Below are 16,836 nucleotides of genomic sequence, written 5' to 3'. Positions count from 1 at the left end.
ACGCTACCCGCCGAACTGCGTTCGATCCACCCCTGCGCGGCCCTCGTCGGCCTCACGCGCGTCGGCCGCCTGACGGGCCCCGTCCACCGCGCCGGCGGGCTTTCGCCGCATCGACTCCACGCGCGCCGCCGCCTCGCCGCGCCGCACGAGCGCCGCCGGGCGGACGGCACCCCGCCCGAATCGCGCGGTCACCTCGTCGATCGCCCGTTCGGCCTCGCGCCACTCCTCGTCGGGGTCCCAGAGGGCGGCGCCCGTGCCCGACGGACGGAGTTGCTCGGCCCGCACCCCGATGAGCCGGATCCGGGCGCCGTCCCCGACGAGCTCGCCGAGTGCGGCGGACGCCTCGTCGTAGATGCGGCGAGCGACGTCGGTCGGCTCACCGAGCGTTCGCGACCGCGTGACGGTACGGAAGTCGCCGTAGCGCAGCTTGAGCACGACGGTGCGGCCGACGACTCCCGCGCGGCGCAACCGGACGGCTACGTCGTCGGAGAGCCGCAGCAGCTCGCGCCGGATCTGCTCGGGGTCGGTCAGGTCGTGACCGAAGGTGACCTCGTGCCCGATGCTCTTCTCGGAGCGGGCGGTCTCGACGTCGCGGGCGTCGATGCCGTTGGCGAGTCGGGTGAGGCGCGCCGCCAGTGCCGGGCCGACCGCGCGTTCGAGTGCCTCGGGCGGCATCGCGGCGACGTCGCCCACGGTGCGCAGTCCGAGCCGCGTCAGCGACTCCTCGGTGACTCGACCCACCCCCCACAACGCGGACACGGGAAGCGGATGCAGGAACGCGAGGGTCTCGGCGGCGGGCACGACGAGCATGCCGTCGGGCTTCGCGCGGCCCGACGCCACCTTCGCGACGTATTTCGTCGCCGCGACGCCGATCGAGCAGGTGAGCCCGGTCTCGCTCCGCACCCGCTCGCGGATGGTCCAGGCGATCTCGGCGGGGCTGCCGTGCAACCGCCGCGCGCCCGAGACATCGAGGAACGCCTCGTCGATCGAGAGGGGCTCGACGAGCGGGGTGATCTGGCCGAAGATCTCCATCACCCGCTTCGAATAGCGCGAGTAGCTCGCATAGTCGCCGCGGAGCACGATCGCGTTCGGGCAGCGCTGCAGGGCCACCGACATCGGCATGGCGGAGTTCACGCCGTAGCGGCGTGCCTCGTAGCTCGCCGCCGAGACGACACCGCGACCCGCGGTGCCGCCGACGAGCACGGGCTTGCCGCGGAGTTCGGGACGGCTCAGGAGCTCGACCGAGACGAAGAACGCGTCCATGTCGACGTGCAGGATCGGTGTGGCCGAGTCGTCGACCGGGCCGGTCGTGACCTGGCGCGACGAGCCGTCCTGCTTGCTCATGATGCGACCCTATCCCGGCCCGCCGACGTCGTCGGTTCCGGTGCCCCTCTCGCCCACCGGCAATCCGACGACCGGTGGGCGGAGGCTCGTCGGAACGTCAGAATCCGAAGTCGCCGCCGCCGAAGTCGCCGCCCCCGAAATCGCCGCCGAACCCGCCGAAGTCGCCGCCCGTGTCGCCGCCCGCGTCGACGGCGCCGGCATCGGAAGCGCCGGCATCGGCTCCGCCCGCGTCCGCGCCGCCCGCGTCGAACGACGCCGGGTCGGGCAGGATCGCGTCGGCGATCGCCGTACCGACGACCACACCGGCGATCGAGCCGAGCAGCGAGCTGCCGAACATCGAGCCGAACGACGGGCCGCCGGGGCGCATGCCCGGCTGGCCGGCCGGAGCGGCGTTCGAGAACGCGCGCTCCATGCTCCCCGGAGCGCGCAGTTCCTGCCGCGTCGCCGCCCGCGCGAGCGCACTCGGCTCATCGGACACGAGCCGCTCCCCAGCCGGCGCCTGATCGGCGAGCGCGCGGTACACCTGCTGGCGCTGCTCGGGCGTGAGCTTCGCGAACGCCTCGGCGTGCACCTGCTCGATCGCCTCCGGAGGAGCGGTGCGCAGCAGGTACCGGTACCGCTCGATCGCGAGCTCGTCGCTGCTGAGCGGGCGGGCGGGCGGCGGCACAGGGCGCTGCGGTTCGGGAGTGCCGAAGAGTCGGTCGAAGAATCCCATGGTGTCCTCGCTGATCGTGAAGGTGTACCTGCATTCTCCCGGTGCCCGCCTTGAAACGGCTGAGAGCCGGGCCGCGGCATCCGCCTGCGGTCCGGCTCCCAGCGGCCGTGCGAGCCTAAGCCCCCGTCGAAGCCGCGCGCTCGAGCACGAGCTCGCGGACGCGGGCCGCGTCGGCCTTGCCCTGCATCGCCTTCATGACGGCACCGATGACGGCACCGGCGGCCTGCACCTTGCCGTCGCGGATCTTCTCGAGCACGTCGGGCTGCGACGCCAGCGCCTGGTCGATCGCCGCGATCAACGCGCCGTCGTCGGAGACGACGGCGAGACCGCGAGCGTCGACGATCTCCTGCGGCGACCCCTCGCCCGCGACGACGCCCTCGAGCACCTGGCGGGCCAGGCGGTCGGTGAGGGTGCCTGCGTCGACGAGCGCCGCCAGCTCGGCGACCTGCTCGGGAGTGGCCAGCGACGCGGCATCCGTCTCGCTCGCGTTCGCGATGCGGGTGAGCTCGCCCGTCCACCACTTGCGCGCCGCAGCGGGCGTGGCGCCCGCGGCGATGGTGGCGGCCACCTCGTTGACGAGTCCGCCGTTCACGACGCCCTGGAAGTCGATGTCGGTGAAGCCCCACTCGGCCTTCAGCCGGCGCCGACGGGCGGCCGGCGGCTCCGGAAGGGCCGCACGCAGCGACTCGACGAGCTCGGCCGACGGCACCACGGGCACGAGGTCGGGCTCGGGGAAGTAGCGGTAGTCGTCGGCGTCGGACTTCGGTCGGCCCGGGCTCGTCGTGCCCGTGTCCTCGTGCCAGTGGCGCGTCTCCTGCGTGATCGTGCCGCCCTTCGCGAGGATCGCGGCTTGCCGCTGGATCTCGTAGCGCACCGCGCGCTCGATCGAGCGGAACGAGTTCACGTTCTTCGTCTCGGTGCGGATGCCGAGCTTCTCGGCGCCCCGCGGGCGGAGCGAGACGTTCGCGTCGCAGCGGAGGTTGCCGCGCTCCATGCGCGCCTCCGAGATGCCGAGCGCGAGCGCGATGTCGCGGATCGTGGACACGTACGCCCTCGCGAGCTCGGGGGCGTCGCCCTCGGCCCCGAAGATCGGCTTCGTGACGATCTCGACGAGCGGCACGCCCGCACGGTTGTAGTCGACGAGCGAGTACTCGGCGCCCTGGATGCGGCCCGTCGCGCCGCCCACGTGGGTGAGCTTGCCCGCGTCCTCCTCCATGTGGGCGCGCTCGATCGGCACCTGGAAGGTGCGCCCGTCGGCGAGCTCGACCTCGACCGACCCTTCGAACGCGATCGGCTCGTCGTACTGCGAGATCTGGTAGTTCTTCGCGAGGTCGGGGTAGAAGTAGTTCTTGCGCGCGAAGCGGCTCGACTCGGCGATCGAGCAGCCGAGTGCGAGGCCGAGCGAGATCGACTTCTCGACCGCGTCGCCGTTCACGACCGGCAGCGAACCGGGCAGGCCGAGGCACACCGGCGAGACGAGCGTGTTCGGCTCGGCCCCGTGGTACTTCTCGTTGGCCGGGTTCGGCGCCGGCGAGAACATCTTCGTCTCGGTGTTGAGCTCGACGTGCACCTCGAGGCCGATCACCGGCTCGAAGAGCTCGAGGGCCTTGTCGTAGTCCATCAGTTCGACGCGCGCCATCAGAGTGCGCCCTCCTCGGTCGCGGTGAGCTCATGGGTCGACAGGTCGGGCGCCTTCGCGAGGATGGGCCCGCCCCACTCGGCGACGAGCAGCTGCTCGAGCGCGCCGCCGACGTTGTACAGGCGTGCGTCCTCGCGCGCGGGCGCGAGGAACTGGATGCCGACGGGAAGGCCGTCCTCGGGTGCGAGGCCCGACGGCACGGAGATGCCCGGCACGCCGGCGAGATTCGCCGGGATCGTCGCGACGTCGTTCAGGTACATCGCGAGCGGGTCGTCGAGCTTCTCGCCGAGCTTGAACGCCGTCGTCGGCGCGGTCGGCGTGGCGAGCACGTCGACCTTCTCGAAGGCCGCGTCGAAGTCGCGCTGCACGAGCGTGCGCACCTTCTGGGCGCTGCCGTAGTAGGCGTCGTAGTAGCCCGCCGACAGGGCGTACGTGCCGAGGATGATGCGCCGCTTCACCTCGGGGCCGAACCCGGCCTCGCGAGTGGCCGCCATGACCTGCTCGACCGTGCCGCCGCCGTCGGGCGTCACGCGCAGGCCGAAGCGCACCGAGTCGAACTTGGCGAGGTTCGACGAGGCCTCGGCCGGCAGGATCAGGTAGTACGCCGCGATCGAGTACTCGAAGTTCGGCGCGGAGACCTCGACGATCTCGGCGCCCTGCTTCTCGAGCAGGTCGAGGGACTCGTGGAAGCGCTGCCGGACGCCCGCCTGGAAGCCGTCGGAGTCGAGCTCCTTCACGACGCCGATGCGCAGGCCCTTCACGTCGGCGTTGCGCGCGGCCTCGGCCATCGACGGCCAGCGGGCGTCGATCGACGTGGAGTCGTGCGGGTCGTGCCCGGCGATGACGTCGTGCAGGAGCGCTGCGTCGAGCACGGTGCGCGTGACGGGGCCGATCTGGTCGAGGCTCGAGGCGAGCGCGATCGAGCCGTACCGGCTGACGGCGCCGTACGTCGGCTTCACGCCGACCGTTCCGGTCACGTGGGCGGGCTGGCGGATCGAGCCGCCCGTGTCGCTGCCGAGCGCGAGCGGCGCCTCGAATGCGGCGACGGACGCGGCGGAGCCGCCGCCCGAGCCGCCCGGGATGCGCTCGAGGTCCCACGGGTTGTGGGTCGGGCCGTACGCCGAGTGCTCGGTCGACGAACCCATCGCGAACTCGTCCATGTTGGTCTTGCCGAGCGGGACGAGCCCCGCCTCGCGGACCTTGCGGACGGGGGTCGCGTCGTACGGCGGGATCCAGCCCTCGAGGATCTTCGAGCCCGAGGTCGAGGGCATGCCCTCGGTGACGAGCACGTCCTTGATCGCGATCGGCACGCCGGCGAGCTCGCCGAGCGACTCCCCCGCTGCGCGGGCACGGTCGACCTCTGCGGCGGCCGCGAGGGCGCGCTCGGCGTCGACGTGGAGGAACGCGTGCACCGCGCCGTCGACGGCGGCGATGCGATCGAGGTGCGCCCGGGTCGCCTCGACGGACGAGACGTCGCCGGCGGCGAGGCGGCCGGCCAGATCGGCGGCGTTGAGGCGGATCAGGTCGTCGGCGTGGCTCACTGCTCCTCCCCCAGGATCGCGGAGACGACGAATCGGTCGCCGTCGCGCTCGGGGGCGCCGGCGAGCGCCTGCGCGGGGGTGAGCACGTCGTCGGTCACGACGTCGGCGCGGAAGACGTTCTGCATCGGGATGGGGTGGCTGGTGGGCGGAACCTCGGGGGTCGCGACGCGATTCACCTGCTCGACGGCCTGCATGATCTGGCCGAGCTCGGTGGTGAGGTGCGCGATCTCCTCTTCGGTGAGCGCGATGCGAGCGAGGGTCGCGAGATGCGCGACCTGCTCGGCACTGATTTCAGGCATGCTGCTCCGAACGTGTCGTGACGGGATTACCGGCAAGTCTATTCGAGCGGCCCCGGCGTCGCCTGCGCCGCGTCCCAGCCGACGAGGATGCCTCGCCGGCGACCCGATCACCCGTCGAGCGCCGCCGGACCCTCGGTCACGAGGACGGCGAACTGCGCGGCGTCGAGCACGCGGATGCCGAGTTCTTCGGCCTTCGCGAGCTTCGAACCGGCGCCCGGCCCCGCGGCCACGTAGTCGGTCTTCTTCGAGACGCTCGAGGCCGCCTTGCCGCCCGCGGCGATGATGGCCTCCTGGGCGCCCTCGCGCGTGAAGCCCTCGAGCGATCCGGTTGCGACGACGGTGAGGCCGGCGAGCACCCCGCCCGCCTCCGCGGCAGCGCCCGGACCGAGGTGATCCGGCGTCCACCAGCGCACGCCGGCCCGGTCCCACCGGTCGACGATCTCGACGTGCCAGTCGACGCCGAACCAGTCGATGAGCGAGTCGGCGATGATGCCGCCGACCCCCTCGACCTCGGCGAGCTGCTCGCGGCTCGCCGCTCGGATCGCCTCGAGCGAGCCGAACCAGTCGGCGAGCGCGCGCGCCGCGACCGGGCCGACGTGGCGGATGTTGAGCGAGACGATGAGGCGCCAGAGCGGCTTGGTCTTCGCCTTCTCGAGTTCGGCGAGGAGCTTCGTCGCCGCTTCGGAGGGGCCGAGTTCTCGGAAGTCCTTCTTGACGCCGGCGGCACGGCGCTCGGCGGCGGTCAGCTGCTCGGTGCCCGGCGGGTAGGTGATCCGCACCTTCTGGAAGGGGGCGCGCTTCACCGGCTCGCCAGTCGTCTCGTCGACCTTCGGTTCGCCGGTCTCCGCGTCGCGGACGACGACCTCGATCGGGACGAGCTCGTCGATCGTGAGGTCGAACAGCCCCGCCTCGGTCGGCAGCGGCGGGTCGGCGGGGAACGACGGCTGCGTGAGCGCCGCCGCAGTCACCTCGCCGAGCGCCTCGATGTCGAGCCCACCCCGGGAGCCGATGTGCTCGATGCGGCCGCGAACCTGGGCCGGGCACGACCTGGCGTTCGGGCAGCGCAGGTCGATGTCGCCCTCTTTCATGGCGCGCAGCGGCGTACCGCACTCGGGGCAGAGCTCGGGCATGTGCCACTCGACCTGGCTGCCGTCGCGCAGCTGCTCGACCGCGCCGAGGATCTCCGGGATGACGTCGCCTGCCTTGCGGAGCACGACCGTGTCGCCGATCATGACGCCCTTCGCGCGGACCACCTGCTGGTTGTGGAGCGTCGCCTGGCGCACCGTGGAGCCGGCGACCTTCACCGGCTCCATCACGGCGTACGGCGTGGCGCGACCGGTGCGGCCGACGCCCACGACGATGTCGAGGAGCTTGGTGTGCACCTCTTCGGGCGGATACTTGTACGCGATCGCCCACCGCGGTGCGCGACTCGTCGCGCCGAGCTCGTCGTGCAGTGCGAGCTCGTCGACCTTGACGACGATGCCGTCGATCTCGTGCTCGACCGAGTGCCGGTGCTCGCCGCGCTCGGCGATGTAGTCGGCGACCTCGGCGACCGTGCCGAACACCCGCGAATGCGGGGAGACCGGGAGCCCCCAGCCGGCGAGCAGGCCGTAGATCTCGGACTGGGCGGTCACGTCGGGGTGCGCCCACGCGCCGATGCCGTGCAGGTAGAGGTCGAGCCGGCCGAGCCGTTCGCGCATGAGCTCGAGCTCGAGGCCGCTCTTCTTCTCGCGGCGCTGACGCAGGCTGCCCGCCGCCGTGTTGCGGGCGTTCGCGAACTCGGGGTACTTGGTCGGGATCTGGTCGGCGGGGCGCCCCTTGGCGAGCTGTTCGGCCTCGTAGGCGGCCTGGAGCTCGTGCTGGCGCGCGTTGAGCGCCTCGAAGTCGGTCGTGCGCAGGAACACCTCGCCGCGCACCTCGAAGAAGTCGGGGAAGCCCGTGCCCGTGAGCCGGCGCGGGATGACCGGGATGAAGTCGACGTTCTCGGTGATGTCCTCGCCGACCCGGCCGTCGCCCCGGGTGGTCGCCGTCTCGAGCACGCCGTCGCGGTACGCGAGGCTGATCGCGAGCCCGTCGATCTTGAGCTCGGAGAGCCAGCGCACGGGCCGCCCGGCCGCGGCGGCGGTCTTCGCCGCCCAATCCCTGAACTCGTCGATCGAGAAGACGTTGTCGAGGCTGAGCATGCGCTCGGCGTGCTCGTGCTCGGGGAAGCCCGCCGGCACGATCGCGGCCCCGACCTGCTGGGTCGGGCTGTCTTGGCCCGCCAACTCGGGGAAGGCGCGCTCGAGCGCCTCGAGCCGGTGGAAGTCGGCGTCGTACTCGGCATCGGAGAGCGGGGAGTCGCCGTCGCCGTAGTACGCGAGCCGGGCCGCCTCGATACGGGCGGTGAGGCGGTCGGCCTCGGCTCGCGCGGCCTCGAAGGACATGGACTCGAACTCGGCCGGGATCTCGCCGGCGACGGTCGTCTCGCTCACAGGCCAATCCTAGAGAGGCCGTCCGACAGTCGTGGGCCCGATCGACGGACGGGGCGGAAGGCCGACCCCGGTGCCCGGCCACGCGAGGCGGGAGCCGGGCCACCGGGCGCGTCGAGCCGGATGCCGCTACGCCTCCAGTCCGGACGCGTCGACGCGGCGATGGTACCGGACGCCGACCGTGCCGCCGAGGAGGGCGCCGCCCATGCTCACTGCGACCAGGGCGACGACGACGACGACGAGGGCGATCGCCAGCGCGTCCTCGGGCAGCGGGAGCCGCGGGAAGCCGTCGACGTAGCCGAGCACGGTGCCGCTCGTGCCCGGCAGCACGCCGACCGCCGCGACCGCGATCGCGGCGAGGAGCGCCCACGCCCAGACGGCGAGTCCCTGCACGATGCCGCTGAAGCGCGCCATGCGGCCGGCGACGTACCCGCCGCAGTAGAAGGCGGCCAGGAGCACGGCGAGCAGCCCGCCGACGCCGATCCAGACGGCGGTGTCGGCATCGATCGGGAGGTCGCCCGTCAAGGCCCGCGGGCTCTGCGACACGTCGAGCCCGAATGCCGATCCGGTGACGGCGGCGCATCCGACGACGATCGCCGAGACGGCCATGGCGATGAGCCAGCCGAAGAAGGCCGAGCCGACCTTGATGCCGCCGAATCGACTGCGCTGGCGCTCGACGATCTCCTCCATCGTGATGGTGTCCGCGGCGTCGATCCAGGGGGCGGGTCGCGTCTCGGCGGTCGTGACGGGCCCGGTGTCGAGGTTTCGGAAGGGGGCCGCCGGGTCTTCGCCCGCGGGCGCCCGATAGTCCATGGGATCGATAGAGTCACGTGGGTAGGACACGGGGTCTCCTCATCATCTCGCACGGCGCCGGGGGTAGCGCCGCCGAGGCGAATCTACGTGAAGCCCGTCGCGAGGTCGAGGCGCACCCGCCTGGCCGAGACCACGACGCGCGTCGCCGGGCGGCGCCGCCCGCGGGGAGGGACGGGCGCCTACGCCTCGACGGGCACGGCGCTCACCGTGCGGTCGATCGTGAACTGGCCGAGCACGCGCGAGCCGACGTAGATCACGGCGGTCTGCCCGGGGGCGACGCCGCCGAGGGGCTCGGCGGGCGTCACGACGACCTCGCCGTCGACGAGCGCGGCGACGGCGGGCACGGGGTCGGCGTGCGCACGGATCTGCACCTCGCAGTCGAACGATTCGCCGGCCGCGGTGATGATGCCCGACGCGACGGGATCGAGGCCCGCCCACGAGAACCTGGCCCCCGCGACCTCGGCCACGGCGAGCGCCGCCTTCGGGCCGACGACGACGGTGTTCTCCTTCGGCCGCACCTCGAGCACGAACCGCGGCTTGCCGTCGGCCGCGGGGGTGCCGAGGCGCAGGCCCCGCCGCTGGCCCACCGTGTAGGCGTGCGCACCGTCGTGGGAGCCCACCACGGCGCCCGTGCGATCGACGATGTCACCGGTCGCGGTGCCCACCTTGTCGGCGAGCCAGCCCTTCGTGTCGCCGTCGGGGATGAAGCAGATGTCGTACGAGTCGGGCTTCTGCGCGACACTGAGGCCGCGGCGCGCCGCCTCCTCGCGCACGAGCTGCTTCGACGCGGTGTCGCCGAGCGGGAAGTACGCGTGGGCGAGCTGCTCCGCCGTGAGCACGCCGAGCACGTACGACTGGTCCTTCGCCTCAGCGTTCGCGCGGTGCAGCTCGAGCGCGCCGGAGTCGCCGGTCACGACCTTCGCGTAATGGCCGGTCGCCACGGCGTCGAAGCCGAGGGCGAGCGCCTTCTCGAGCAGGGCTGCGAACTTGATGCGCTCGTTGCAACGCATGCACGGGTTCGGCGTGCGACCCGCCGAGTACTCCGCGATGAAGTCGTCGACGACGTCGGCCTTGAACCGCTCGGAGAAGTCCCACACGTAGTACGGGATGCCGAGCACGTTCGCCGCGCGCTGCGCGTCCATCGAGTCCTCGATCGTGCAGCAGCCGCGGCTGCCGGTGCGCAGGGTGCCCGGCATTCGGCTGAGGGCGAGGTGCACGCCGACGACCTCGTGCCCGGCCTCGACGGCGCGCGCGGCCGCGACGGCGCTGTCGACGCCGCCTGACATCGCTGCAAGGACCTTCACCCCTCCAGTGTAGGCAGGGCAGTCTGAGCGGATGCCTCGGGCGGGCGTCAGCGGTCGAACGAGGTGGCGCGGCCGGCGAGTCCGGCCTTGGCGGCCTGCGCGTGCGCGGCGGGGAGGGCGGCGAGGAAGGCGTCGACGTCGGCCTCGGTCGACGTGTGCCCGAGCGTGATGCGCAGCGCGCCGCGGGCGTCCGCCTCGGTACGGCCCATCGCCATGAGCACGTGCGAGGGCTCCGGCACGCCGGCCTGGCACGCGGAGCCGGTCGACACCGCGACCCCGGCGGCGTCGAGGAGGAAGAGCAGCGAGTCGCCCTCGCAGCCGGGGAACGAGAAGTGCACGTTGCCCGGCAGGCGCACGGTCGCGCCGGGGCCGATGTCGCCCGACAGCCGCGCCGAGGGCACGGCCTCGATCACGCCGGCGATCACCCGATCGCGCAGTCCGGCCATGCGCACCGCGTCGTCGTCGAGCCGGGCGGCGACGGCCTCGGCGGCCTCGGCGAAGGCGGCGGCCGCGGCCACGTCCTGGGTGCCGGAACGGACCTTGCGCTGCTGCCCGCCGCCGTGGATGAGCGGTTCGACGGCCGCCGACCGGTCGAGCACGAGCGCGCCGATCCCGGCGGGTCCGCCGATCTTGTGCGCCGAGACGCTGAGCGCGACGAGCCCCGCGCCGCGCGGCGCGCCGGTCGTCGTTCGCAGCGTGCGCACGTCGATCGGCACCTGGCCGTACGCGGCGATCGCGTCGACGTGCAACGGCACCCCGGCGCGGGCGGTGAGGCGTGCGACCTCCTCGACCGGCTGGATCGTGCCGACCTCGTTGTTCGCCCACAGCATCGTCACGAGCGCGACCGACCCGGCGTCGGCGAGCGCCGCCTCGAGCGCGTCGAGCCGCACCCGGCCGACCTCGTCGAGCGGGATCTCCACGATCTCGGCGCCCTCGTGCTCGGCGAGCCAGTCGACGGTGTCGACGGTGGCGTGGTGCTCCCCCGCGGGAACGAGGATCCGCGGGCGCGCCGCACCCGCCGAGGCATCCTCGCGCCGCTGCCACCAGAGGCCCTTGATCGCGAGGTTCACGGCCTCGGTGCCGTTGCCCGTGAACACGACCTCGATGCCGTCGACGCCGAGCGTCGCCGCGACGCGCTCGCGCGACTCCTCGAGCAGCCGCTTCGCCCGCTGTCCCGCGCCGTGGATCGACGACGGATTGCCGACCACGGCGAGCGCGGCGGTCATCGCCTCGATCGCCTCGGGCAGCATCGGCGTGGTCGCCGCGTGGTCGAGGTAGACCATGGCCCGCCCTTCGTCGTCGTCCGTCCGTGATGGATGTCCCGGCGCGCCGCCTGCACGCGCTTGCAGGCGGCCTCACCGGCAAGAACTACTGTAGATCGCATGCCTCCGCACGGTCCCCTCGACGAACTCGGCGTCCGCGCCGACGCCGGCGGCGGACGCATCCGGGTGTGGTCCGGGCATGCGACGAGCGTCGACCTCGTCGTGTTCGATCCCGACGACCTCGACTGGGCGGTCGAGCGCGTGCCGCTCGCGCGCGACGCCCGGGGCGTCTGGTCGGGCGAGTCGGCCGCACTCGTGCCGGGCGCGCACTACGGGCTCCGGGTCGACGGGCCGGCCGGGTTCGACCACGCGTTCAACCCCGTGCACACGCTGCTCGACCCGTACGCCCGCGGCCTCGCCCGTGCCGACGACGGGTCGTGGCGCGGCGTCGTGCTCGGCGACCTCGCCGAGGCGGGCTTCGACTGGGGCGGTGTCGCGAAGCCCCGCGTGCCCCTCGACCGGACCGTCGTCTACGAGGCGCACGTGCGCGGGTTCTCGAAGCTCAACCCGGCGATCCCCGAAGCGCTCCGCGGCACCTACGCCGGCCTCGCGCACGATGCCTCGCTCGAGTACCTCACGGGGCTCGGCATCACGACGGTCGAACTGCTGCCGGTGCACGCCTTCGTCTCCGAGCAACGGCTCGTGCGCCAGGGCAAGCCGAACTACTGGGGCTACAACACGCTCGCCTTCTTCGCCGCCCACGCGCCGTACGCGAGCGCCGCAGCGCAGGCCGAGGGCGCTCACGCCGTGCGCCGCGAGTTCGCCGGCATGGTGCGGCGCCTGCACGAGGCGGGCCTCGAGGTCGTGCTCGACGTCGTGTACAACCACACCGCCGAGGAGGGCCGCGAGGGGCCGACCTACAGCTTCCGCGGCATCGACAACGCGAGCTACTACCGCCACGACGCCCACGGACGCTACGTCGACACGACCGGCTGCGGCAACACGGTCGACTTCGGGCACGAGGCATCCGTGCGGCTCGTGCTCGACTCGATGCGCTACTTCGCGGGCGAACTCGGGGTCGACGGTTTCCGGCTCGACCTCGCGACGACCCTCGGACGCGACGTCCACGGCGAGTTCACGGCCGACCACCCGCTGCTCCGCGGCATGCTCGACGATCCCGTGATCGGCGCCACGAAGCTCATCGCCGAACCGTGGGACGTCGGCCCCGGCGGATGGCGGACGGGCGGCTTCCCGCCCGGGTTCGGCGAGTGGAACGACCGCTACCGCGACCGCATGCGCGACTTCTGGCTCGGCGACCTCCGCCGCGAGCGGCAGACGGGCTCGCCGGGCAGCGGCATCGGCCGCTTCGCGACCCGGCTCGCCGGCTCGTCGAACACCTTCTCGCCCGAGCGCGGACCGCTCGCGAGCCTGAACTTCGTCACCGCGCACGACGGGTTCACGCTCGCCGACCTCACGGCGTACGACGTCAAGCACAACCTCGGCAACGGCGAGCAGAACCGCGACGGCACCGACGGCAACAACTCGTACAACCACGGGATCGAGGGCGAGGCGGCGGACCCCGCGGTCCGCGCGGCGCGACGGCGGAGCATCCGCAACCTGCTCGGCACCCTGCTGCTGTCGGCGGGCGTGCCGATGCTGACCGCGGGAGACGAGTTCGGCCGCAGCCAGCGTGGCAACAACAACGCCTACTGCCACGACTCGCCGCTCACCTGGCTCGCATGGGACGCCGCCGAGCGCCCCCGGCACGCGCCCGAGCTGCTCGCGACCGCGAAGCACCTGCTGCGCCTGCGCGCCGAGAATCCGGCGCTGCGGCCGATCCGCTTCGCCCGCGACGGCGAGACGACGCCGAGCGCGTCGGAGATGCACTGGTTCAACGCCGACGGCGAGACCATGGGCCTCGACGACTGGAACTCGCCGGCCGAGCGCACGCTGCAGTTCGTCGCGGCGTCGACGCCCGAGACCGAGGCCTTCAACCGCATCCTGCTCGTCGTGCACGCCCGGGAGACGGAGGCCGACGTCGTGCTGCCCGTCGTCGACGGCGTCACCGGCTACCGGGAGCTCTGGGACTCCGCCGAGGAGGCCCCGGTGCCCGCCCTCGAACCGGCGGCCCCGCTCGCGCCCGGCGATCGGATCCGCATCGCCGGCCCGTCGATGCGCCTCTTCCGCGCCGAAGGCGGCGAATGATGGCGAAGCGCGCGGATGCCTCGGCGTCGGGCACGCCGGCGACGCTCGCGCTCGCCCGTGCCGGGATCGAGTTCTCGGTGCTCGCCTACGACCACGACCCGCGGGCGGCGGCCTACGGCCTGGAGGCCGCGGAGAAGCTCGGCCTCGACGCCGACCGGGTCTTCAAGACGCTGCTCGCCGAGGTCGACGGCACGCTCGCGGTCGGGATCGTGCCCGTCGCCATGCAGCTCGACCTGAAGGCGCTCGCCGCCGCGCTCGGCGGCAAGCGCGCCGAGATGGCCGACCCGCGCGTCGCGGAGCGCAAGACGGGCTACGTCGTCGGCGGGATCAGCCCGATCGGCCAGAAGACCGCGCTGCCGACCGTGCTCGACGAATCGGCGGTCGTCTGCGAGACGATCTACGTCTCGGGCGGTCGGCGCGGGCTCGACCTCGAGCTCGCGCCCGACGACCTCGTCGCCGTCACCGGGGCGCGCTACGCCCCGATCGCCCGGACGCGCTGATGCGGCTCGTCGTGGCATTCCTCACGCGGAGCCCGACGATCGGCGCCGCGGTCATTCGGCGACCGCGACGAGCCCCAGTTCTGCGGGGTTCGTCATGAGCGGATGCGACGGCACCACCCGCACCGAGTAGCCGAACGCGCCGGCACGGTCGAGCGTGACGAGGCCCTCGTATTCGCCGCCGGCCACGGGCGCGAGCGCCGTGCGGACGGGGTCGCCGATCGAGTCGTCGGCGAGGCCCCGCCCCGACACGAGCTCGACCGCCACGTCGGCCGGGTCGAGCCCGCCGAGCGACACCTCGGCTCGCACGTGCAGCTCGTCGCCGACCACCGGCTGGTCGAGCCCGCCGGACTCGACGTGCAGCACCCTCACCGCGGGCCACGCGGAACGGACCCTCGCCGCCCAGGCCGCGAACTCCCGGGCGCCGCGCGCGTCGTCGGCGCGCATGCGATCGAACGTCGCCGCCGCATGCCGGTACAGCCGTTCGACGTACTCGCGCACCATGCGGTCGGCACCGAGCTCGGGCACCAGCCGCGACATCGTCGTGCGGAGCATGCGCAGCCACTCGGTCGGCACGCGGTCGGCATCGCGCTCGAAGTAGCCCGCCCGACCGTCGGCGTCGGCGGGTCGGTCGTAGAACGCGGGCACGATCCGGTGCTCGAGCAGGTCGTAGAGCGCGGCAGCCTCGCGCGCGTCCCGTTCGGCCGCGTCACCGGCGGCATCGGCCGAGGGGATGACCCAGCCGAAGTCGTCGCCTGCGAACTCCGCCCACCAGCCGTCGAGGATCGACAGGTTGAGGGCGGCGTTCATCGCGGCCTTCATGCCCGACGTGCCGCACGCCTCGAGGGGTCGCAGCGGGTTGTTGAGCCACACGTCGCAGCCCGGGTAGAGCGTCTCGGCCATCGCCATGTCGTAGTCGGGCAGGAACACGAACCGCTCCCGCACCTCGGGCTGGGCCGCGAACTGCACGAGGCGCTGGATGAGTCGCTTGCCCTCGTCGTCGGCGGGGTGCGACTTCCCGGCCACGACGAACTGCACGGGGCGTTCCGGGTTCGTGAGGATCGCGGTCAACCGGTCGGGGTCCTGCAGCATGAGCGTCAGGCGCTTGTACGTGGGAACGCGACGCGCGAAGCCGATCGTGAGCACGTCGGGATCGAGCGCGTTCGCGATCCACTCGGGCGCCGGCGCGCCCGCGTGCTGCTCGATGAAGCCCGCCTCGAGCCGGCGGCGGGCGTCGCCGACGAGCCGGGCGCGCATCTCGCGCTTGACCGCCCACAGCTCGGCATCGCCGACGGCGGGACTCAGCCAGTCGGCGTGCTCGGCGTCGTCCGTGCCGAGCGTGCGCTCGGCGAGCGCCGTGAGCGCCGGGTCGGTCCACGTCGGCGCGTGCACGCCGTTCGTGATCGAGGTGATGGGCACGTCATCGGCGTCGAAGCCCGGCCACAGGTCGCCGAACATGCGACGGCTGACGCGCCCGTGGAGTTCCGAGACGCCGTTCGCATGCCCGGCGAGGCGAAGCCCCATCACGGCCATGTTGAACGCGCTCGTCGCGGGATCGGCCCCGGGTTCGACACCGAGGGCGAGCGCTGCGGCCGCGTCCACGCCGGGCAGCAGCTCCTCCGTGACGTAGCGCTCCACGAGCGCGCGGTCGAAGCGGTCGATGCCGGCGGGCACGGGGGTGTGGGTCGTGAACACCGTTCCGGAGCGGACGAGCTGCAGGGCCTCGGCGAAGGTGAGCCCCTCGCCGATGTACGCCGAGATCCGCTCCAGGCCGAGGAAGCCCGCGTGCCCCTCGTTCATGTGGAAGACCTCGGGCGCCGGGGCGCCGACGAGCTCCGCCCAGGCGCGCAGCGCCCGCACGCCCCCGATGCCGAGCAGCAGCTCCTGCAGCAGCCGATGCTCGCTGCCGCCGCCGTACAGCCGGTCGGTGATCGCCCGGTACTCGTCGGAGTTCGCGGGCACGTCGGTGTCGAGCAGCAGCAGTTCGACCCGGCCGACCGCGGCGCGCCAGACGCGCGCGCTCAGCGTGCCGCCGTCGGGCAGCGCGAGCGAGACCTGCACCGCACTCCCGTCGGACCGGCGGAGCACGGCCAACGGCAGGCCGTCGGGGTCCTGCGCCGGATAGCGTTCCTGCTGCCAGCCGTCGGACGAGATCGACTGCGCGAAGTACCCCGCCTTGTAGAAGAGGCCGACGGCGACGATCGGGACGCCGAGATCCGATGCGGCCTTGAGGTGGTCACCGGCGAGGATGCCGAGCCCGCCGGAATACTGGGGCAGCGCCGCGGTGATGCCGTACTCGGGCGAGAAGTAGGCCACGAGGCCCGGCCGCCCGCCCTCGAGTCCCTGGTACCACCGGGGTTCGTCGAGATAGCGGCGGAGCCCGTCCCGCTCCCGCTCAGCCCATGCGACGTAGTCGTCATCGGCGGCGAGCGCGTCGATCCTGGCCGGATCGACCTCGCCGAGGAACGTCACGGGATCGCGCTCGGAGCGCGACCAGGCCTCGGGGTCGATGTGCTCGAACAGGCGCCGCGTCGGCTCGTGCCACGCCCAGCGCAGGTTCGCCGCGAGCTCTTCGAGGGCGCCGAGGCGGGCGGGGACGACGGCTCGGACGGTGAACTTCCGGATCGACTTCACGGCTCCACCCTAGGTCGCGCGTGTGTCGGGCGTGTGAACCGTTCGCGACGTCGGCGTGGTCGCGGCCGACCCGCGCCGACCGATTCGGTGCCCTGCGGGGGTCGACGCGCTA

At 72.9% G+C, this 16,836-nt stretch carries 12 protein-coding genes; 2 read left to right on the top strand and 10 right to left on the bottom strand.

The window, feature by feature from the left end:
- Positions 1 to 3: 3 nt before the first annotated feature.
- The 9 genes from AC3RJ7_RS06585 to AC3RJ7_RS06545 form a co-directional block, all read right to left on the bottom strand.
- On the bottom strand, positions 4 to 1,344 hold the full coding sequence (locus AC3RJ7_RS06585; RefSeq protein WP_491454998.1) for a DNA polymerase IV: 1,341 nt from the start codon (positions 1,342 to 1,344) through the stop codon (positions 4 to 6).
- 97 nt (positions 1,345 to 1,441) lie between these two features.
- Entirely contained in the window at positions 1,442 to 2,059 is a 618-nt protein-coding gene (locus tag AC3RJ7_RS06580) for a hypothetical protein (RefSeq protein ID WP_491454997.1), read from the bottom strand.
- Between the two features lie 115 nt (positions 2,060 to 2,174).
- A complete protein-coding gene (gene gatB / locus AC3RJ7_RS06575) occupies positions 2,175 to 3,698 on the bottom strand; it encodes an Asp-tRNA(Asn)/Glu-tRNA(Gln) amidotransferase subunit GatB (protein ID WP_491454996.1) in 1,524 nt (507 codons plus the stop codon).
- On the bottom strand, positions 3,698 to 5,239 hold the full coding sequence (gatA, locus tag AC3RJ7_RS06570) for an Asp-tRNA(Asn)/Glu-tRNA(Gln) amidotransferase subunit GatA (protein WP_491454995.1): 1,542 nt from the start codon (positions 5,237 to 5,239) through the stop codon (positions 3,698 to 3,700). The genes gatB and gatA overlap by 1 nt, the downstream gene beginning before the upstream one ends.
- Entirely contained in the window at positions 5,236 to 5,538 is a 303-nt protein-coding gene (gene gatC, locus AC3RJ7_RS06565; protein WP_244853770.1) for an Asp-tRNA(Asn)/Glu-tRNA(Gln) amidotransferase subunit GatC, read from the bottom strand. Before gatC ends, gatA begins: the two co-directional genes overlap by 4 nt.
- 107 nt (positions 5,539 to 5,645) lie before the next feature.
- Positions 5,646 to 7,964: an NAD-dependent DNA ligase LigA gene (gene ligA, locus AC3RJ7_RS06560; RefSeq protein ID WP_491455244.1), complete on the bottom strand. Its 2,319-nt coding sequence runs from the start codon at positions 7,962 to 7,964 to the stop codon at positions 5,646 to 5,648.
- A gap of 174 nt (positions 7,965 to 8,138) precedes the next feature.
- On the bottom strand, positions 8,139 to 8,852 hold the full coding sequence (locus AC3RJ7_RS06555; RefSeq protein ID WP_491454994.1) for a hypothetical protein: 714 nt from the start codon (positions 8,850 to 8,852) through the stop codon (positions 8,139 to 8,141).
- Positions 8,853 to 9,001: 149 nt separating this feature from the next.
- The gene (mnmA, locus tag AC3RJ7_RS06550; RefSeq protein WP_491455243.1) at positions 9,002 to 10,108 is read right to left on the bottom strand and encodes a tRNA 2-thiouridine(34) synthase MnmA; all 1,107 of its coding nucleotides are present in this window, start codon (positions 10,106 to 10,108) and stop codon (positions 9,002 to 9,004) included.
- Between the two features lie 65 nt (positions 10,109 to 10,173).
- Positions 10,174 to 11,409: a cysteine desulfurase family protein gene (locus AC3RJ7_RS06545; protein WP_491454993.1), complete on the bottom strand. Its 1,236-nt coding sequence runs from the start codon at positions 11,407 to 11,409 to the stop codon at positions 10,174 to 10,176.
- Between the two features lie 99 nt (positions 11,410 to 11,508).
- Between AC3RJ7_RS06545 and glgX the strand changes: the two genes are divergently transcribed.
- On the top strand, positions 11,509 to 13,593 hold the full coding sequence (gene glgX, locus AC3RJ7_RS06540; protein ID WP_491454992.1) for a glycogen debranching protein GlgX: 2,085 nt from the start codon (positions 11,509 to 11,511) through the stop codon (positions 13,591 to 13,593).
- The gene (ybaK, locus tag AC3RJ7_RS06535; protein ID WP_491455242.1) at positions 13,593 to 14,093 is read left to right on the top strand and encodes a Cys-tRNA(Pro) deacylase; all 501 of its coding nucleotides are present in this window, start codon (positions 13,593 to 13,595) and stop codon (positions 14,091 to 14,093) included. Before glgX ends, ybaK begins: the two co-directional genes overlap by 1 nt.
- A 51-nt stretch (positions 14,094 to 14,144) precedes the next feature.
- On the opposite strand, the gene glgP is transcribed toward ybaK, so the two are convergent.
- A complete protein-coding gene (gene glgP / locus AC3RJ7_RS06530) occupies positions 14,145 to 16,724 on the bottom strand; it encodes an alpha-glucan family phosphorylase (RefSeq protein WP_491454991.1) in 2,580 nt (859 codons plus the stop codon).
- Positions 16,725 to 16,836: the final 112 nt, after the last annotated feature.

Source organism: Agromyces solani (genome assembly GCF_058349925.1).
This window is presented reverse-complemented; position numbering and strand designations above follow the sequence as displayed.